This window comes from Escherichia sp. MR (assembly GCF_005280595.1).
In the GTDB taxonomy this organism is placed as follows: Bacteria; Pseudomonadota; Gammaproteobacteria; order Enterobacterales; family Enterobacteriaceae; genus Escherichia; species Escherichia ruysiae.
Map to the genome: position 1 here is coordinate 80,827 of NZ_SZVK01000008.1, position 18,978 is coordinate 99,804.

15 protein-coding genes are annotated in these 18,978 nt (G+C 53.4%); 14 read left to right on the forward strand and 1 reads right to left on the reverse strand.

Annotation, left to right across the window (positions count from 1 at the left end):
- Positions 1 to 64: 64 nt before the first annotated feature.
- A complete protein-coding gene (gene alaA, locus FC814_RS05640; protein ID WP_000074519.1) occupies positions 65 to 1,282 on the reverse strand; it encodes an alanine transaminase AlaA in 1,218 nt (405 codons plus the stop codon).
- Positions 1,283 to 2,202: 920 nt separating this feature from the next.
- Here alaA and lrhA point away from each other — a divergent pair.
- From lrhA to nuoN, 14 genes are all read left to right on the forward strand, one after another.
- A complete protein-coding gene (gene lrhA / locus FC814_RS05645) occupies positions 2,203 to 3,141 on the forward strand; it encodes a transcriptional regulator LrhA (protein ID WP_000622296.1) in 939 nt (312 codons plus the stop codon).
- Positions 3,142 to 3,769: 628 nt separating this feature from the next.
- Complete coding sequence (gene nuoA / locus FC814_RS05650; RefSeq protein WP_000062994.1) at positions 3,770 to 4,213, forward strand: NADH-quinone oxidoreductase subunit NuoA; 444 nt, start codon at positions 3,770 to 3,772, stop codon at positions 4,211 to 4,213.
- A 15-nt stretch (positions 4,214 to 4,228) separates the two neighbouring features.
- Positions 4,229 to 4,891: an NADH-quinone oxidoreductase subunit NuoB gene (gene nuoB, locus FC814_RS05655; protein ID WP_000386733.1), complete on the forward strand. Its 663-nt coding sequence runs from the start codon at positions 4,229 to 4,231 to the stop codon at positions 4,889 to 4,891.
- An 88-nt stretch (positions 4,892 to 4,979) separates the two neighbouring features.
- A complete protein-coding gene (gene nuoC, locus FC814_RS05660; RefSeq protein WP_137325628.1) occupies positions 4,980 to 6,782 on the forward strand; it encodes an NADH-quinone oxidoreductase subunit C/D in 1,803 nt (600 codons plus the stop codon).
- A gap of 2 nt (positions 6,783 to 6,784) precedes the next feature.
- Positions 6,785 to 7,285: an NADH-quinone oxidoreductase subunit NuoE gene (gene nuoE / locus FC814_RS05665; protein WP_000545042.1), complete on the forward strand. Its 501-nt coding sequence runs from the start codon at positions 6,785 to 6,787 to the stop codon at positions 7,283 to 7,285.
- Positions 7,282 to 8,619, forward strand: coding sequence for an NADH-quinone oxidoreductase subunit NuoF (nuoF, locus tag FC814_RS05670; RefSeq protein ID WP_137325629.1), 1,338 nt, complete (start codon positions 7,282 to 7,284; stop codon positions 8,617 to 8,619). The genes nuoE and nuoF overlap by 4 nt, the downstream gene beginning before the upstream one ends.
- Before the next feature lie 111 nt (positions 8,620 to 8,730).
- Positions 8,731 to 11,457 (forward strand): NADH-quinone oxidoreductase subunit NuoG, encoded by a 2,727-nt coding sequence (gene nuoG / locus FC814_RS05675; RefSeq protein ID WP_085461033.1) that lies wholly within the window; start codon positions 8,731 to 8,733, stop codon positions 11,455 to 11,457.
- Positions 11,454 to 12,431, forward strand: coding sequence for an NADH-quinone oxidoreductase subunit NuoH (gene nuoH, locus FC814_RS05680; RefSeq protein ID WP_000118685.1), 978 nt, complete (start codon positions 11,454 to 11,456; stop codon positions 12,429 to 12,431). Before nuoG ends, nuoH begins: the two co-directional genes overlap by 4 nt.
- Positions 12,432 to 12,445: 14 nt before the next feature.
- Positions 12,446 to 12,988, forward strand: coding sequence for an NADH-quinone oxidoreductase subunit NuoI (gene nuoI / locus FC814_RS05685; RefSeq protein WP_000172749.1), 543 nt, complete (start codon positions 12,446 to 12,448; stop codon positions 12,986 to 12,988).
- A gap of 11 nt (positions 12,989 to 12,999) precedes the next feature.
- Positions 13,000 to 13,554, forward strand: coding sequence for an NADH-quinone oxidoreductase subunit J (gene nuoJ / locus FC814_RS05690; protein ID WP_000393513.1), 555 nt, complete (start codon positions 13,000 to 13,002; stop codon positions 13,552 to 13,554).
- The gene (nuoK, locus tag FC814_RS05695; protein ID WP_000612644.1) at positions 13,551 to 13,853 is read left to right on the forward strand and encodes an NADH-quinone oxidoreductase subunit NuoK; all 303 of its coding nucleotides are present in this window, start codon (positions 13,551 to 13,553) and stop codon (positions 13,851 to 13,853) included. The genes nuoJ and nuoK overlap by 4 nt, the downstream gene beginning before the upstream one ends.
- Entirely contained in the window at positions 13,850 to 15,691 is a 1,842-nt protein-coding gene (nuoL, locus tag FC814_RS05700) for an NADH-quinone oxidoreductase subunit L (protein WP_001056602.1), read from the forward strand. Before nuoK ends, nuoL begins: the two co-directional genes overlap by 4 nt.
- Positions 15,692 to 15,921: 230 nt before the next feature.
- On the forward strand, positions 15,922 to 17,451 hold the full coding sequence (gene nuoM / locus FC814_RS05705) for an NADH-quinone oxidoreductase subunit M (RefSeq protein ID WP_000926452.1): 1,530 nt from the start codon (positions 15,922 to 15,924) through the stop codon (positions 17,449 to 17,451).
- Positions 17,452 to 17,457: 6 nt separating this feature from the next.
- The gene (gene nuoN / locus FC814_RS05710) at positions 17,458 to 18,915 is read left to right on the forward strand and encodes an NADH-quinone oxidoreductase subunit NuoN (protein WP_000156703.1); all 1,458 of its coding nucleotides are present in this window, start codon (positions 17,458 to 17,460) and stop codon (positions 18,913 to 18,915) included.
- Positions 18,916 to 18,978 lie beyond the last annotated feature (63 nt).

An 18,978-nucleotide genomic window follows, 5' to 3' on the forward strand; every position in this document is an offset into this window, starting at 1 on the left:
ACATCCTGAGGCCATTGTGGAGGGATAACACTGCCGGATGCAATCTCCGGCAGTGAATTTAAGATTACAACTGATGATAACCGGAAAGGAAACGAGCGAACTTGCTCAAGGACAGTTCGATATCATCAACACGCGGAAGCGTGACAATGCGGAAGTGATCCGGCCACGGCCAGTTAAATGCAGTTCCTTGTACCAGCAGAACTTTTTCCTGTAACAGGAAATCCAGTACCATCTTCTGATCGTCGTGAATATTAAAGCGTTTGGCGTCGATTTTCGGGAACATGTACAGTGCGCCGCGCGGCTTCACGCAGGAAACGCCTGGAATGTCGTTAATCAATTCCCAGGCGCGATTACGCTGCTCGTAAAGACGTCCACCCGGCATGATAAACTCGCTGATACTCTGATAGCCGCCGAGTGCGGTTTGTATTGCGTGTTGCGCGGGAACGTTGGCGCACAGTCGCATTGAGGCCAGCATTTCCAGACCTTCGATGTAGCCTTTGGCGTGTTTTTTCGGCCCGTTCAGCACCATCCAGCCCTGACGGAAGCCAGCGACGCGATACGTTTTCGACAACCCGTTAAAGGTAATGGTCAGCAGGTCAGGAGCTAACGGCGCAATCGAGTGATGCTCTGCGTCGTCATAGAGGATTTTGTCGTAAATTTCATCGGCGAAGATAATGAGATTATGTTGACGCGCAATCTCCACAATCTCCATCAAAAGCTCTTTGGAATATACTGCGCCGGTTGGGTTGTTCGGGTTGATAATAACAATGCCGCGCGTGCGTGGCGTAATTTTGGCGCGAATGTCATCGAGATCCGGGAACCAGTCAGAGGATTCATCGCAAAGATAGTGCACTGCTTTACCGCCGGAGAGCGAAACTGCCGCTGTCCATAGAGGGTAATCAGGCGCAGGAACCAACATTTCGTCCCCACTGTTCAGCAATGCCTGCATTGCCTGAACGATAAGCTCTGATACACCATTGCCAATGTAAATATCTTCCACGGTAACATCACGCATACCACGAGCCTGGTAGTGCTGCATGATGGCTTTACGCGCGGAATAAAGGCCTTTGGAATCGCAATAGCCCTGAGCTGTCGGGAGGTTGCGTATCACGTCAACCAGGATCTCATCGGGTGCGTCAAAACCGAACGGCGCTGGATTGCCGATGTTCAGTTTCAGTACTTTGTTACCTTCTTCTTCCAGGCGTTTTGCTTCTTTCAGCACCGGACCACGGATGTCGTAACAGACATTCTCTAATTTGCTGGATTTTTCAATGGGGGACATGAATCTTGACCTTTTTGCTGTTATCGCCACTCCCTGCCGTGGAAGTCAGCTTAGAACAATGTACTCTCCCAGGGCGGCGTTTTGAAGTTCTGCAGAACAAGATTTTGCTAGCAGAGAAAGAGGAATTGTGCTGTTAATAACTTAATTATCGCAAAATAATAAGATGCATATACTTAATAAGCGATGTTTTGTAGTGATTTATTCTGAATATTAATTCGCTGTATGGTTTTTTTGTCTGGCAGATAAATGCGTAAAATTTCTTCGGCTTAAGAAATCACGAACATAAAGTGTTGATGATATTTTCGTTATAAGTGAAAAATTAACGAGTAGTGATTGCCGATGTGTCGTATAGGTGATGACGGGGGTAATTATTGTTAAGAGGAATTAATGAATGCGGGTGATGCTAATTAATTATTATTTAATATTCAAAAAGGTTTTGTTGTGCATATTAATAATAGAAGATTACTTTGCCTAACATAACATAACTTTGCATCAGATAATTCGCAATGACCCTTATAAATAAAAGGGTTTTAGGGTAAAATGCCTGCTTTAATGACGGAACACCTGCTTTTGATGCGGTCTCATCCTTGCTGTTTGTACGCGTATACGTATTAGCCGCGCTGCTGCGAGGGAGAGGAGCAGGGAGCAACATTTACATTTACACAAACTCGCGCATGTCATAAATAGAAAAGAGTGAGTAACTTAATAGATATGCGATCCCTGAAGATATATTCTGTGATCTACTTCAGGCATTATAACGGAACAATGTGAGCCACATTTTTAGTGCAACTCATATGCATTTTTACTTTCATCCGGGTTCCGGATGAAACTGCCAGGGAGGCACATTACAAATGGAATTGCTTGTTTGTGTGTGCACAGCATTAACCAGCTCAGTATGAGCCGCCAGTAAGTGATAATATATGATAAGTGCAAATCGTCCGATAATTAACCTCGACCTCGATCTGCTGAGAACATTTGTTGCTGTTGCCGATCTGAACACTTTTGCTGCTGCAGCTGCCGCTGTGTGTCGTACTCAGTCCGCTGTTAGCCAGCAAATGCAACGTCTGGAACAACTCGTTGGGAAAGAACTGTTCGCTCGGCATGGTCGCAACAAACTGTTAACTGAACATGGCATTCAGCTTCTTGGTTACGCCAGGAAAATCCTGCGTTTTAATGATGAGGCTTGCTCATCATTGATGTTCAGTAATCTTCAGGGCGTGTTAACTATCGGTGCTTCAGATGAATCTGCTGATACGATCTTACCTTTCCTGCTTAATCGCGTAAGTTCGGTTTATCCGAAACTTGCGCTGGATGTCCGCGTTAAGCGCAATGCCTATATGGCAGAAATGCTGAAGTCCCAGGAAGTGGATTTAATGGTTACCACTCATCGCCCTGATACCTTTAAGGCGTTGAACCTGCGTACTTCTCCTACGCACTGGTATTGCGCTGCGGAATATGTGTTGCAAAAAGGCGAGCCGATCCCACTTGTGCTCCTGGATGATCCTAGTCCGTTCCGTGACATGGTTCTGGCAACGCTCAATAAAGCGGATATTCCATGGCGCCTGGCGTATGTTGCCTCCACATTACCGGCGGTTCGTGCTGCAGTAAAAGCGGGTCTTGGCGTGACGGCAAGACCGGTTGAGATGATGAGTCCGGATCTGCGCGTTTTGAGCGCGGTAGACGGTTTACCTCCACTACCAGATACCGAATATTTGCTGTGCTATGATCCATCCAGCAATAATGAGTTGGCGCAGGTTATATACCAGGCGATGGAGAGTTATCACAACCCATGGCAATACAGCCCGCTGACTACCCAGGAGGGGGACGATTCCCTGTTGATAGAAGGGGATTACGAATAATCGTCCGGCAATAACAATTTCTGATGACAAGTTTGTAAAAATAAGCCACTGGTGACGAATAAAACGTCAGTGGCTTTTTTTACAATAAATCCTTAAGAATTTTCCTTACGACGAACAAAATCGTTCATTTTTCAATCATCAGCCATTCTCCTCGCTGACGAACAAAAAATCGCCTGAAAAAAATCTCCTGCTACAATGATGTTAAAAAATGCGTAAAATTTTTGCTGTATTTTTGTTATGGATTAACAAAAGCGTGTCACAGATCAAGAAAATACTCTCTTTTGGGGGGAGGAATCGACACAAATTCCTGTCAAAATAGACCCGTATTTTTTCCATTGCTTCACAACGGACACGATTCAACAACATCTAATTTTCCTGGAGTTGTCAACAATCTGGGGCTAAAGGGCATTAAATGCAAAAGTTGTTGATATCATGTAAATTAATGTGAAGAAACCTTTGTTAAAGTTGACAAAAGGTTATAGAAAGGAGTAAAAGACCACATCAATTAGCTGTATAAAATAGTTTCTACAGTGATTGTAAGGTTTTTTTTATTCCTCCCCATGAATCGATGTGGCGTCCATCTGCCGTGAAGAGCAGTGAATCTGGCGCTACTTTTGATGAGTAAGCAATGAGTATGTCAACATCCACTGAAGTCATCGCTCATCACTGGGCATTCGCTATCTTTCTTATCGTTGCCATTGGCCTGTGTTGCCTGATGCTGGTAGGCGGTTGGTTTTTAGGCGGTCGCGCACGCGCGAGGTCGAAAAACGTGCCGTTTGAATCAGGTATCGACTCGGTCGGCTCCGCCCGCTTACGCCTGTCTGCCAAGTTTTATCTGGTGGCCATGTTCTTCGTTATCTTCGACGTTGAGGCGCTGTATCTGTTCGCATGGTCAACCTCCATTCGCGAGAGCGGCTGGATTGGCTTTGTAGAAGCGGCAATTTTTATTTTTGTGTTACTGGCTGGTCTGGTTTATCTGGTGCGTATTGGCGCGCTGGACTGGACGCCCGCGCGTTCTCGCCGCGAGCGTATGAACCCGGAAACGAACAGTATCGCTAATCGTCAACGCTAACCGCGAGGCATTAAGATGGATTATACGCTCACCCGCATAGATCCCAACGGTGAGAACGACCGTTACCCCCTGCAAAAGCAGGAGATCGTAACCGACCCTCTGGAGCAAGAAGTTAACAAAAACGTGTTTATGGGCAAGCTCAATGACATGGTTAACTGGGGTCGTAAAAACTCAATTTGGCCGTATAACTTCGGTCTTTCCTGCTGTTACGTTGAGATGGTGACCTCGTTTACTGCGGTGCATGACGTGGCGCGTTTTGGCGCAGAAGTATTACGTGCTTCGCCGCGTCAGGCTGACCTGATGGTGGTGGCAGGAACCTGCTTTACCAAGATGGCACCGGTTATTCAGCGTCTGTATGACCAGATGCTGGAGCCGAAATGGGTTATCTCTATGGGAGCCTGTGCCAACTCCGGTGGTATGTACGACATTTATTCCGTTGTACAGGGCGTTGATAAATTCATTCCGGTTGATGTGTATATCCCGGGGTGTCCGCCGCGTCCGGAAGCGTATATGCAGGCACTGATGTTGTTGCAGGAATCTATTGGTAAAGAACGTCGCCCGCTCTCCTGGGTCGTTGGCGATCAGGGCGTTTATCGCGCCAATATGCAATCAGAGCGCGAACGCAAGCGCGGTGAACGCATTGCCGTTACCAACCTGCGCACCCCTGACGAGATTTAATTTGCGCCTGTCGGCAAAGGCATTTTCTTCGCTTATTCCTAAATCTATTGCGCGAAGCCACGCCGACAGTCACCACGGACCATATGCAATGGTGAACAATATGACCGACTTAACCGCGCAAGAACCCGCCTGGCAGACCCGCGATCATCTTGATGATCCGGTGATAGGCGAACTGCGCAACCGTTTTGGGCCGGATGCCTTTACTGTTCAGGCGACTCGCACCGGGGTTCCCGTTGTGTGGATCAAGCGTGAACAATTACTGGAAGTTGGCGATTTCTTAAAGAAACTGCCGAAACCTTACGTCATGCTGTTTGATTTACACGGCATGGACGAACGTCTACGCACCCACCGCGAAGGGCTACCTGCTGCGGATTTTTCTGTTTTCTACCATCTGATTTCCATCGATCGTAACCGCGACATCATGCTGAAGGTGGCGCTGGCTGAAAACGACCTGCACGTACCGACCTTTACCAAATTGTTCCCGAACGCCAACTGGTATGAGCGTGAAACCTGGGATCTGTTTGGCATTACTTTCGATGGTCACCCGAACCTGCGCCGCATCATGATGCCGAAAACCTGGAAAGGTCACCCGCTGCGTAAAGATTACCCGGCGCGCGCTACCGAATTCTCGCCGTTTGAGCTGACCAAAGCCAAACAGGATCTGGAGATGGAAGCCCTGACCTTCAAACCGGAAGAGTGGGGGATGAAGCGCGGCACCGAAAACGAAGACTTCATGTTCCTCAACCTCGGCCCGAACCACCCGTCGGCGCACGGGGCTTTCCGTATCGTTTTGCAACTCGACGGCGAAGAGATTGTCGACTGCGTACCAGACATCGGCTACCACCACCGTGGCGCTGAGAAAATGGGCGAACGCCAGTCCTGGCACAGCTATATTCCTTACACCGACCGTATCGAATACCTCGGCGGCTGCGTTAACGAAATGCCTTACGTACTGGCTGTAGAGAAACTGGCCGGAATTACCGTGCCGGATCGCGTTAACGTGATTCGCGTAATGCTCTCCGAACTGTTCCGTATCAACAGCCACCTGCTGTACATTTCCACCTTTATTCAGGACGTCGGCGCGATGACGCCCGTGTTCTTCGCCTTTACCGATCGGCAGAAAATCTACGATCTGGTAGAAGCGATAACCGGTTTCCGTATGCACCCGGCGTGGTTCCGCATTGGCGGCGTAGCGCACGACCTGCCGCGTGGCTGGGATCGTCTGCTGCGTGAATTCCTCGACTGGATGCCGAAACGTCTGGCGTCTTACGAGAAAGCGGCGCTGCAAAACACCATTCTGAAAGGCCGTTCCCAGGGCGTTGCCGCCTACGGCGCGAAAGAGGCGCTGGAGTGGGGCACCACCGGTGCTGGCCTGCGCGCCACCGGGATCGACTTCGACGTGCGTAAGGCGCGTCCTTATTCTGGCTATGAAAACTTCGACTTTGAAATCCCGGTGGGCGGTGGCGTTTCTGACTGCTACACCCGCGTGATGTTGAAAGTGGAAGAGCTGCGTCAGAGTCTGCGCATTCTTGAGCAGTGCCTCAACAACATGCCGGAAGGCCCGTTCAAAGCGGATCACCCGCTGACTACGCCGCCGCCGAAAGAGCGCACGCTGCAACATATCGAAACCCTGATCACCCACTTCCTGCAAGTATCGTGGGGGCCGGTGATGCCTGCCAATGAATCCTTCCAGATGATTGAGGCGACTAAAGGGATCAACAGTTACTACTTGACCAGCGACGGCAGCACCATGAGTTATCGCACCCGTATCCGCACGCCGAGTTATGCGCATTTGCAGCAAATTCCGGCGGCGATCCGTGGCAGCCTTGTGTCTGACCTGATTGTTTATCTGGGCAGTATCGATTTTGTTATGTCAGATGTGGACCGCTAATTATGCACGAGAATCAACAACCACAAACTGAGGCTTTTGAGCTGAGTGCGGCAGAGCGTGAAGCGATTGAGCACGAGATGCACCACTACGAAGACCCGCGTGCGGCGTCCATTGAAGCCCTGAAGATCGTTCAGAAACAGCGTGGCTGGGTGCCGGACGGTGCGATCCACGCGATCGCTGACGTTCTGGGTATTCCGGCGAGCGATGTCGAAGGCGTGGCAACATTCTACAGCCAGATCTTCCGCCAGCCGGTTGGTCGCCATGTGATCCGTTATTGCGACAGCGTGGTCTGTCACATCAACGGTTACCAGGGCATTCAGGCGGCGCTGGAGAAAAAACTGAACATCAAACCAGGGCAAACGACGTTTGACGGCCGCTTTACGCTGCTGCCAACCTGCTGCCTGGGGAACTGTGATAAAGGGCCAAACATGATGATCGATGAGGATACTCACGCGCATCTGACCCCGGAAGCGATCCCTGAACTGCTGGAGCGGTATAAATGAAAAACATTATCCGTACTCCCGAAACGCATCCGCTGACCTGGCGTCTGCGTGATGATAAACAGCCAGTGTGGCTGGATGAATACCGCAGCAAAAACGGTTACGAAGGGGCGCGTAAGGCGCTGACCGGACTTTCTCCGGACGAAATCGTTACTCAGGTAAAAGACTCCGGCCTGAAAGGGCGCGGCGGTGCAGGCTTTTCTACAGGCCTGAAGTGGAGCCTGATGCCGAAAGACGAATCCATGAACATCCGTTACCTGCTGTGTAACGCCGATGAAATGGAGCCGGGCACCTATAAAGACCGCCTGCTGATGGAACAACTGCCGCACCTGCTGGTGGAAGGTATGCTCATCTCCGCGTTTGCGCTGAAAGCTTACCGTGGCTACATCTTCCTGCGTGGCGAATATATTGAAGCAGCAGTGAATCTGCGCCGTGCCATTGCTGAAGCGACCGAAGCAGGTCTGCTTGGCAAAAACATTATGGGAACAGGTTTTGATTTTGAACTGTTTGTCCATACCGGGGCAGGGCGCTACATCTGCGGTGAAGAAACAGCGTTAATCAACTCCCTGGAAGGGCGTCGCGCTAACCCGCGTTCAAAACCGCCATTCCCGGCAACCTCCGGCGCATGGGGTAAACCGACCTGCGTCAACAACGTCGAAACCCTGTGTAACGTTCCGGCAATCCTTGCTAACGGCGTGGAGTGGTATCAGAACATCTCGAAAAGTAAAGATGCTGGCACCAAGCTGATGGGCTTCTCCGGTCGGGTGAAAAATCCGGGTCTGTGGGAACTGCCGTTCGGCACTACCGCACGCGAGATCCTCGAAGATTACGCCGGTGGTATGCGTGACGGCTTGAAATTCAAAGCCTGGCAGCCAGGCGGCGCGGGCACCGACTTCCTGACCGAAGCGCACCTTGACCTGCCGATGGAATTCGAAAGCATCGGTAAAGCGGGCAGCCGTCTGGGTACGGCGCTGGCGATGGCGGTTGACCATGAGATTAACATGGTGTCGCTGGTGCGTAACCTGGAAGAGTTTTTCGCCCGTGAATCCTGCGGCTGGTGTACACCGTGCCGTGACGGTCTACCGTGGAGCGTGAAAATTCTGCGTGCGCTGGAGCGGGGCGAAGGTCAGCCGGGAGATATCGAAACACTTGAGCAACTGTGTCGATTCTTAGGCCCGGGTAAAACCTTCTGTGCCCACGCACCTGGTGCGGTGGAGCCGTTACAGAGCGCCATCAAATATTTCCGCGAAGAATTTGAAGCGGGAATCAAACAGCCGTTCAGCAATACCCATTTGATTAATGGGATTCAGCCGAACCTGCTGAAAGATCGCTGGTAAGGACCTTTTACCCCTCACCCTAACCCTCTCCCCGGAGGGGAGAGGGCCGGGGTGAGGGGAATGATTTCGATTAACGCTCAGTCTCTGACTGAGAAAACTGGAAGCATGCTAATGGCTACAATTCATGTAGACGGCAAAGAATACGAGGTCAACGGAGCGGACAATCTGCTGGAAGCTTGTCTGTCTCTGGGTCTTGATATTCCTTACTTTTGCTGGCATCCGGCGCTGGGAAGCGTCGGTGCTTGCCGCCAGTGTGCGGTGAAGCAGTACCAAAACGCGGAAGACACGCGTGGTCGCCTGGTGATGTCCTGTATGACACCGGCTTCCGATGGCACCTTTATTTCCATTGACGACGAAGAAGCGAAACAGTTCCGTGAAAGTGTGGTCGAGTGGTTAATGACCAACCACCCGCACGATTGTCCGGTATGTGAAGAAGGCGGTAACTGTCATCTTCAGGATATGACCGTGATGACCGGACACAGCTTCCGTCGCTACCGTTTCACCAAACGTACCCACCGTAATCAGGATCTGGGGCCGTTCATCTCTCACGAAATGAACCGCTGCATCGCCTGCTACCGCTGCGTGCGTTACTACAAAGATTACGCTGACGGTACAGATCTGGGCGTTTACGGTGCGCACGACAACGTCTACTTCGGTCGCCCGGAAGACGGCACCCTGGAAAGCGAATTTTCCGGTAACCTGGTCGAAATTTGCCCGACCGGCGTATTCACCGACAAAACGCACTCCGAGCGTTACAACCGTAAATGGGATATGCAGTTTGCGCCGAGCATCTGCCAGCAATGTTCCATCGGTTGTAACATCAGCCCCGGCGAACGTTACGGCGAACTGCGTCGTATCGAAAACCGTTACAACGGTACGGTAAACCACTACTTCCTCTGCGACCGTGGTCGTTTCGGTTACGGCTACGTCAACCTGAAAGATCGTCCGCGTCAGCCAGTACAGCGTCGTGGCGATGATTTCATCACCCTTAACGCCGAACAGGCAATGCAGGGCGCAGCCGATATTCTGCGTCAGTCGAAGAAAGTGATCGGCATCGGTTCTCCGCGAGCCAGCGTAGAAAGCAACTTTGCGCTGCGTGAGCTGGTGGGCGAAGAAAACTTCTATACCGGTATTGCTCACGGTGAGCAGGAACGTCTGCAACTGGCGCTGAAAGTGCTGCGTGAAGGCGGCATTTATACGCCGGCACTGCGCGAAATCGAATCTTACGATGCGGTACTGGTACTGGGCGAAGACGTTACCCAGACCGGCGCACGCGTCGCGCTGGCGGTGCGTCAGGCGGTGAAAGGTAAAGCGCGCGAAATGGCGGCAGCACAGAAAGTGGCTGACTGGCAGATTGCGGCAATCCTCAACATCGGCCAACGTGCGAAGCATCCGCTGTTTGTTACCAACGTTGATGACACCCGTCTGGATGATATCGCGGCGTGGACTTACCGTGCACCGGTTGAAGATCAGGCGCGTTTAGGATTTGCCATCGCCCATGCGCTGGATAACTCCGCGCCAGCGGTTGACGGTATCGAGCCTGAGCTGCAAAGCAAAATCGACGTCATCGTGCAGGCACTGGCTGGTGCGAAGAAACCGTTGATTATCTCCGGGACGAACGCCGGTAGCACAGAAGTGATTCAGGCGGCGGCTAACGTGGCGAAAGCCCTGAAAGGTCGCGGCGCTGACGTAGGTATCACCATGATTGCCCGTTCCGTCAACAGCATGGGGCTGGGCATTATGGGGGGCGGTTCGCTGGAAGAAGCGTTAACCGAACTGGAAACCGGACGCGCCGACGCGGTGGTGGTGCTGGAAAACGATCTGCATCGTCACGCTTCCGCAACCCGCGTGAATGCTGCGCTGGCTAAAGCGCCACTGGTGATGGTGGTTGACCATCAACGCACAGCGATTATGAAAAACGCCCATCTGGTGCTTTCCGCCGCCAGCTTTGCTGAAAGCGACGGTACGGTTATCAACAACGAAGGTCGCGCTCAACGTTTCTTCCAGGTTTACGACCCGTCCTATTACGACAGCAAAACGGTCATGTTGGAAAGCTGGCGCTGGCTGCACTCGCTGCACAGCACCCTGCTGAGCCGTGAAGTGGACTGGACGCAGCTCGATCATGTGATTGACGCCGTTGTGGCGAAAATCCCGGAACTGGCGGGTATCAAAGATGCCGCGCCGGATGCGACATTCCGCATTCGCGGGCAGAAACTGGCTCGTGAACCGCACCGTTACAGCGGTCGTACCGCCATGCGCGCCAACATCAGCGTTCATGAGCCGCGTCAGCCGCAGGATATTGACACCATGTTCACCTTCTCGATGGAAGGTAACAACCAGCCGACCGCGCACCGTTCGCAAGTGCCGTTTGCCTGGGCACCGGGCTGGAACTCCCCGCAGGCGTGGAACAAGTTCCAGGATGAAGTGGGCGGCAAACTGCGCTTTGGCGATCCGGGTGTGCGTCTGTTTGAAACCAGCGAAAACAGTCTGGATTACTTCACCAGCGTACCGGCTCGCTTCCAGCCGCAGGAAGGGAAATGGCGTATCGCGCCGTACTACCACCTGTTTGGCAGCGATGAACTGTCACAGCGTGCTCCGGTCTTCCAGAGCCGTATGCCGCAGCCGTACATCAAACTTAACCCGGCAGATGCCGCGAAGTTGGGTGTGAACGCGGGTACACGCGTCTCCTTTAGTTACGATGGCAACACGGTCACGTTGCCGGTTGAAATCGCCGAAGGGCTGACGGCAGGGCAGGTGGGCTTGCCGATGGGGATGTCCGGCATTGCTCCAGTGCTGGCTGGCGCGCATCTTGAGGATCTCAAGGAGGCACAACAATGAGTTGGTTATCACCGGAACTGATTGAGATCCTGCTGACCATCCTCAAAGCGGTGGTGATCCTGCTGGTAGTTGTCACCTGCGGGGCATTCATGAGCTTTGGCGAACGTCGCCTGCTGGGTCTGTTCCAGAACCGTTATGGACCTAACCGTGTTGGCTGGGGCGGTTCGCTCCAGCTGGTCGCGGACATGATCAAAATGTTCTTTAAAGAAGACTGGATCCCGAAATTCTCGGATCGCGTCATCTTTACTCTGGCGCCAATGATTGCCTTTACCTCGCTGCTGCTGGCCTTTGCGATTGTGCCAGTCAGTCCGGGTTGGGTGGTTGCCGACCTGAACATCGGGATTTTGTTCTTCCTGATGATGGCTGGTCTGGCGGTTTACGCGGTGCTGTTTGCGGGCTGGTCAAGTAACAACAAATACTCTCTGCTGGGGGCGATGCGTGCTTCTGCACAGACTCTGAGCTACGAAGTGTTCCTTGGGCTTTCCCTGATGGGCGTGGTGGCGCAGGCCGGTTCATTCAACATGACCGACATCGTCAACAGCCAGGCGCATGTGTGGAACGTCATCCCGCAATTCTTTGGTTTTATTACCTTTGCCATCGCGGGCGTGGCGGTGTGTCACCGTCACCCGTTTGACCAGCCGGAAGCCGAGCAGGAACTGGCGGATGGTTACCACATTGAATATTCCGGTATGAAATTCGGTCTGTTCTTCGTGGGTGAATACATCGGGATTGTGACCATCTCTGCACTGATGGTGACGCTGTTCTTCGGTGGCTGGCAAGGCCCGTTGTTACCGCCATTCATCTGGTTCGCGCTGAAAACCGCGTTCTTTATGATGATGTTCATTTTGATTCGTGCGTCGTTACCGCGTCCGCGTTATGACCAGGTAATGTCCTTCGGCTGGAAAATCTGCCTGCCGCTGACGCTGATCAACTTGCTGGTAACGGCGGCTGTCATTCTCTGGCAGGCGCAATAAGGGGCAATAAGACCATGACCTTAAAAGAATTGTTAGTAGGTTTCGGCACCCAGGTTCGTAGTATCTGGATGATCGGCCTGCACGCGTTCGCCAAACGCGAAACGCGAATGTACCCGGAAGAGCCGGTCTATCTGCCGCCCCGTTATCGTGGTCGTATCGTTCTGACCCGCGACCCGGACGGCGAAGAGCGTTGCGTAGCCTGTAACCTCTGCGCGGTAGCCTGCCCGGTCGGCTGTATCTCGCTGCAAAAAGCAGAAACCAAAGACGGTCGCTGGTATCCGGAATTTTTCCGCATCAACTTCTCACGCTGCATTTTCTGTGGTCTGTGCGAAGAAGCCTGTCCGACCACGGCGATCCAGTTAACCCCGGATTTCGAAATGGGGGAATACAAACGCCAGGATCTGGTTTACGAGAAAGAGGATCTGCTGATCTCCGGTCCGGGCAAATACCCGGAATATAACTTCTACCGGATGGCAGGTATGGCAATCGACGGCAAAGATAAGGGCGAAGCAGAAAACGAAGCCAAGCCTATCGACGTCAAGAGCCTGTTACCGTAAGGAGAGGGGCAATGGAGTTCGCTTTTTATATCTGTGGCCTGATAGCCATACTTGCGACCTTGCGAGTGATCACCCATACCAATCCGGTACACGCACTGCTGTACCTGATTATTTCGCTGCTGGCGATTTCCGGGGTGTTCTTCTCACTGGGCGCTTATTTCGCTGGTGCGCTGGAAATTATCGTCTACGCGGGTGCCATTATGGTGCTGTTCGTGTTCGTGGTGATGATGCTCAACCTGGGCGGTTCGGAAATCGAACAGGAACGCCAGTGGCTGAAACCGCAGGTGTGGATTGGTCCGGCAATTTTGTCGGCCATCATGCTGGTGGTGATTGTTTACGCCATTCTCGGTGTTAACGATCAGGGTATCGACGGTACGCCAATCAGTGCTAAAGCAGTGGGTATTACGCTGTTCGGGCCTTACGTACTGGCGGTGGAACTGGCTTCTATGTTGCTGCTGGCTGGTCTGGTTGTGGCCTTCCACGTCGGTCGTGAAGAGCGTGCGGGTGAAGTGCTGAGCAATCGTAAAGACGACAGCGCGAAAAGAAAAACGGAGGAGCGCGCATGATCCCCTTACAACATGGACTGATCCTCGCGGCAATCTTATTCGTTCTTGGCTTAACCGGTCTGGTTATCCGTCGCAATCTGCTGTTTATGCTGATTGGTCTGGAAATCATGATTAACGCCTCCGCGCTGGCCTTTGTGGTCGCCGGTAGCTACTGGGGCCAGACCGACGGTCAGGTGATGTACATTCTCGCCATCAGCCTCGCGGCGGCAGAAGCGAGTATCGGCCTTGCGCTGCTGCTGCAACTTCACCGTCGTCGCCAGAACCTGAACATCGATTCAGTAAGTGAGATGCGCGGATGAACATGCTTGCCTTAACCATTATTTTGCCATTGATTGGCTTCGTCCTGCTGGCGTTCTCCCGTGGACGCTGGTCTGAAAACGTCTCTGCGATCGTGGGCGTTGGCTCTGTGGGCCTGGCGGCGCTGGTGACCGCTTTTATCGGCGTCGATTTCTTCGCTAACGGCGAGCAGGCTTACAGCCAGCCGCTGTGGACGTGGATGTCGGTAGGCGACTTTAACATCGGTTTTAACCTGGTACTGGACGGCCTGTCGCTGACCATGCTCTCGGTGGTTACCGGTGTGGGTTTCCTTATTCACATGTACGCCTCCTGGTATATGCGCGGTGAAGAAGGCTACTCTCGCTTCTTCGCTTACACCAACCTGTTCATCGCCAGCATGGTGGTTCTGGTTCTCGCCGACAACCTGCTGCTGATGTACCTCGGCTGGGAAGGCGTGGGTCTGTGCTCCTATCTGCTGATCGGTTTCTATTACACCGATCCGAAGAATGGCGCAGCGGCAATGAAAGCGTTCGTCGTGACCCGTGTGGGTGACGTGTTCCTCGCTTTCGCGCTGTTCATTCTTTACAACGAACTGGGCACCCTGAACTTCCGCGAAATGGTGGAACTGGCACCAGCGCACTTTGCTGACGGCAATAACATGCTGATGTGGGCGACGCTGATGCTGCTGGGCGGTGCGGTCGGTAAATCTGCGCAGTTGCCGTTGCAGACATGGCTTGCCGACGCGATGGCTGGCCCGACGCCAGTCTCCGCGCTGATCCACGCCGCAACGATGGTAACCGCTGGTGTCTACCTGATCGCTCGTACCCACGGCCTGTTCCTGATGACCCCGGAAATCCTGCATCTGGTGGGTATTGTCGGGGCGGTTACGCTGCTGCTGGCAGGCTTTGCTGCACTGGTACAAACTGACATCAAACGTGTTCTCGCTTACTCCACCATGAGCCAGATTGGTTACATGTTCCTCGCGCTTGGCGTACAGGCATGGGATGCGGCGATTTTCCACTTGATGACCCACGCGTTCTTTAAAGCGCTGCTGTTCCTGGCATCCGGTTCCGTCATTCTGGCTTGTCATCACGAACAGAACATCTTCAAGATGGGCGGCTTGCGTAAATCTATTCCACTGGTTTATCTCTGCTTCCTGGTGGGCGGCGCGGCACTGTCGGCACTGCCGCTGGTCACTGCAGGCTTCTTCAGTAAGGATGAGATCCTCGCGGGTGCGATGGCGAATGGTCATATCAATCTGATGGTGGCAGGTCTGGTCGGTGCGTTTATGACCTCGCTCTACACCTTCCGGATGATTTTCATCGTCTTCCACGGAAAAGAACAAATTCACGCTCACGCCGTGAAAGGGGTAACTCACAGCCTGCCGCTGATTGTGCTGCTGATCCTTTCCACCTTCGTTGGCGCACTGATTGTACCGCCGCTGCAGGGCGTGCTTCCGCAAACGACGGAACTGGCGCACGGCAGTATGTTGACCCTGGAAATTACCTCTGGCGTGGTTGCGGTCGTCGGCATTCTGCTGGCTGCCTGGCTGTGGCTGGGTAAACGTACTCTGGTGACCTCCATCGCCAACAGTGCGCCGGGTCGCCTGCTGGGAACCTGGTGGTACAACGCCTGGGGCTTTGACTGGCTGTACGACAAAGTGTTCGTCAAGCCGTTCCTGGGTATTGCCTGGTTGCTGAAACGCGATCCGCTGAACTCAATGATGAACATCCCGGCTGTCCTTTCCCGCTTTGCAGGTAAAGGCCTGCTGTTAAGCGAGAACGGCTACCTGCGCTGGTATGTGGCATCCATGAGCATCGGTGCGGTCGTGGTGCTGGCACTGTTGATGGTACTGCGTTGAGTTGTTGGCTGAGTGAATATACCCGGCGTTGCGCCGGGTCTGTGAACTAAGAATAAATTTTAGGTAACTGTTCCTGAAGTACAGGCGTCATCGGCGAAGTCAGACCGGATACCGCCAGCGCACAGCAACCGGAGCGTACTTAAGTACGTGAGGATTGCGAGCACTGCCGGGATTCGGGCTGGCGAGTGAGATAGCCTGAGCAGGAGTAAATATAAGGGACATACTTAGCTATGTTATTACCCTGGTTAATACTAATCCCCTTTATCGGCGGCTTCCTGTGCTGGCAGACCGAACGCTTTGGCGTCAAGGTGCCGCGCTGGATCGCGCTGATCACCATGGGATTGACGCTGGCGCTGTCGCTGCAACTGTGGTTGCAGGGCGGTTATTCACTGACGCAATCCGCCGGAATTCCACAGTGGCAGTCTGAATTCGACATGCCGTGGATCCCGCGTTTTGGAATCTCTATCCATCTCGCCATTGATGGTCTGTCGCTGCTGATGGTCGTCCTGACCGGTCTGCTCGGCGTGCTGGCGGTACTTTGCTCGTGGAATGAGATCGAAAAATATCAGGGCTTCTTCCACCTCAACCTGATGTGGATCCTGGGCGGCGTTATCGGCGTGTTCCTTGCCATCGACATGTTCCTGTTCTTCTTCTTCTGGGAAATGATGCTGGTGCCGATGTACTTCCTGATCGCACTGTGGGGGCATAAAGCCTCTGACGGTAAAACGCGTATCACGGCGGCAACCAAGTTCTTCATTTACACCCAGGCGAGTGGTCTGGTGATGTTGATCGCCATCCTGGCGCTGGTTTTTGTTCACTACAATGCGACTGGCGTCTGGACCTTCAACTATGAAGAGTTGCTGAATACGCCAATGTCCAGCGGTGTGGAATATCTGCTGATGCTGGGCTTCTTCATCGCCTTTGCGGTGAAAATGCCGGTGGTTCCACTGCACGGCTGGCTGCCGGATGCGCACTCCCAGGCACCGACTGCCGGTTCCGTTGACCTCGCGGGGATCTTGCTGAAAACCGCCGCTTACGGTCTGCTGCGTTTCTCCCTGCCGCTGTTCCCGAACGCGTCGGCAGAGTTCGCGCCAATCGCTATGTGGCTGGGTGTTATCGGCATCTTCTACGGTGCGTGGATGGCCTTCGCTCAGACCGATATCAAACGTCTGATCGCCTACACCTCGGTTTCCCACATGGGCTTCGTGCTGATTGCTATCTACACCGGCAGCCAGTTGGCCTACCAGGGCGCGGTAATTCAGATGATTGCGCACGGCTTGTCGGCGGCGGGTCTGTTTATTCTCTGCGGTCAGCTCTATGAACGTATCCATACCCGCGACATGCGCATGATGGGCGGTCTGTGGAGCAAGATGAAATGGCTGCCAGCACTGTCGCTGTTCTTTGCGGTGGCAACGCTTGGGATGCCAGGCACCGGTAACTTCGTCGGCGAATTTATGATTCTGTTCGGCAGCTTCCAGGTTGTGCCGGTGATTACCGTTATCTCTACCTTTGGGCTGGTCTTTGCATCTGTTTATTCGCTGGCGATGTTGCATCGCGCTTACTTCGGTAAAGCGAAAAGCCAGATTGCCAGCCAGGAACTGCCAGGGATGTCGCTGCGTGAGCTGTTTATGATCCTGTTGCTGGTGGTGCTGCTGGTACTGCTGGGCTTCTATCCGCAGCCGATTCTGGATACCTCGCACTCCGCGATTGGCAATATCCAGCAGTGGTTTGTTAATTCCGTTACTACTACAAGGCCGTAAATCGCCATGACAATAACTCCACAAAACCTGATCGCACTGCTACCGTTGCTGATCGTCGGCTTGACGGTGGTGGTTGTGATGCTCTCCATTGCGTGGCGACGCAATCATTTCCTCAACGCTACGCTCTCGGTTATTGGGCTTAACGCGGCGCTGGTTTCGCTCTGGTTTGTCGGCCAGGCTGGCGCTATGGACGTTACGCCGCTGATGCGCGTTGATGGTTTCGCCATGCTTTATACCGGGCTGGTCCTGCTGGCGAGCCTCGCCACCTGTACTTTCGCCTACCCGTGGCTTGAAGGCTATAACGACAACAAGGACGAGTTCTACCTGTTGGTGTTAATTGCCGCGCTGGGCGGGATCTTGCTGGCGAATGCCAACCATCTGGCGTCTCTGTTCCTCGGTATCGAACTGATCTCTTTGCCGCTGTTTGGCCTGGTCGGTTACGCTTTCCGTCAGAAACGTTCGCTGGAAGCCAGTATCAAATACACCATCCTTTCTGCCGCAGCATCTTCTTTCCTGCTGTTCGGTATGGCGCTGGTGTATGCACAGTCTGGTGACCTGTCGTTTGTCGCGCTGGGTAAAAACCTCGGCGACGGTATGCTCAACGAGCCGCTGTTGCTGGCAGGTTTTGGCCTGATGATTGTCGGTCTCGGCTTCAAACTCTCTCTGGTTCCGTTCCACCTGTGGACGCCAGACGTATACCAGGGCGCGCCTGCGCCGGTTTCCACTTTCCTGGCGACGGCGAGTAAAATCGCTATCTTCGGTGTGGTGATGCGTCTGTTCCTTTACGCACCGGTGGGTGACAGCGAAGCGATTCGCGTGGTGCTGGCGATTATCGCCTTTGCCTCCATCATCTTCGGTAACCTGATGGCGCTGAGCCAGACCAACATCAAACGTCTGCTCGGTTACTCGTCTATCTCTCACCTCGGCTATCTGCTGGTGGCGCTGATTGCGCTGCAAACCGGCGAGATGTCGATGGAAGCGGTAGGGGTTTACCTGGCCGGTTATCTGTTCAGCAGCCTCGGTGCGTTCGGTGTGGTCAGCCTGATGTCCAGCCCGTACCGTGGCCCGGATGCTGATTCCCTGTTCTCTTACCGTGGTCTGTTCTGGCATCGCCCGATACTCGCGGCAGTGATGACGGTGATGATGCTGTCGCTGGCAGGTATTCCGATGACGCTGGGCTTTATCGGTAAGTTCTATGTGCTGGCTGTCGGTGTCCAGGCACACCTGTGGTGGCTGGTGGGCGCCGTGGTTGTCGGTTCGGCAATCGGCCTCTACTACTACCTGCGCGTGGCGGTGAGCCTGTACCTTCATGGTTCAGAACAGCCAAACCGTGATGCGCCGTCAGACTGGCAGTACACAGCAGGTGGTATCGTGGTGCTGATCTCTGCCCTGCTGGTTCTGGTGCTGGGTGTATGGCCGCAACCGCTGATTAGCATTGTGCGTTTGGCAATGCCGATGATGTGAGTCGTCAGTCAGTAAGCTGAGAAAGCCGCCGACATGTTCGGCGGTTTTTTTATGGTGCCCTGA

What these genes read in the sequence shown, in the direction of transcription:
- nuoK (WP_000612644.1), top strand. Translation starts at nt 13,551, where the DNA reads ATGATCCCCTTACAACATGGACTGATCCTCGCGGCAATCTTATTCGTT.
- nuoJ (WP_000393513.1), top strand. Translation starts at nt 13,000, where the DNA reads ATGGAGTTCGCTTTTTATATCTGTGGCCTGATAGCCATACTTGCGACC.
- nuoA (WP_000062994.1), top strand. Translation starts at nt 3,770, where the DNA reads ATGAGTATGTCAACATCCACTGAAGTCATCGCTCATCACTGGGCATTC.
- nuoB (WP_000386733.1), top strand. Translation starts at nt 4,229, where the DNA reads ATGGATTATACGCTCACCCGCATAGATCCCAACGGTGAGAACGACCGT.
- nuoE (WP_000545042.1), top strand. Translation starts at nt 6,785, where the DNA reads ATGCACGAGAATCAACAACCACAAACTGAGGCTTTTGAGCTGAGTGCG.
- nuoM (WP_000926452.1), top strand. Translation starts at nt 15,922, where the DNA reads ATGTTATTACCCTGGTTAATACTAATCCCCTTTATCGGCGGCTTCCTG.
- alaA (WP_000074519.1), bottom strand. Translation starts at nt 1,282, where the DNA reads ATGTCCCCCATTGAAAAATCCAGCAAATTAGAGAATGTCTGTTACGAC.
- nuoL (WP_001056602.1), top strand. Translation starts at nt 13,850, where the DNA reads ATGAACATGCTTGCCTTAACCATTATTTTGCCATTGATTGGCTTCGTC.
- nuoF (WP_137325629.1), top strand. Translation starts at nt 7,282, where the DNA reads ATGAAAAACATTATCCGTACTCCCGAAACGCATCCGCTGACCTGGCGT.
- nuoI (WP_000172749.1), top strand. Translation starts at nt 12,446, where the DNA reads ATGACCTTAAAAGAATTGTTAGTAGGTTTCGGCACCCAGGTTCGTAGT.
- nuoH (WP_000118685.1), top strand. Translation starts at nt 11,454, where the DNA reads ATGAGTTGGTTATCACCGGAACTGATTGAGATCCTGCTGACCATCCTC.
- nuoN (WP_000156703.1), top strand. Translation starts at nt 17,458, where the DNA reads ATGACAATAACTCCACAAAACCTGATCGCACTGCTACCGTTGCTGATC.
- nuoG (WP_085461033.1), top strand. Translation starts at nt 8,731, where the DNA reads ATGGCTACAATTCATGTAGACGGCAAAGAATACGAGGTCAACGGAGCG.
- lrhA (WP_000622296.1), top strand. Translation starts at nt 2,203, where the DNA reads ATGATAAGTGCAAATCGTCCGATAATTAACCTCGACCTCGATCTGCTG.
- nuoC (WP_137325628.1), top strand. Translation starts at nt 4,980, where the DNA reads ATGGTGAACAATATGACCGACTTAACCGCGCAAGAACCCGCCTGGCAG.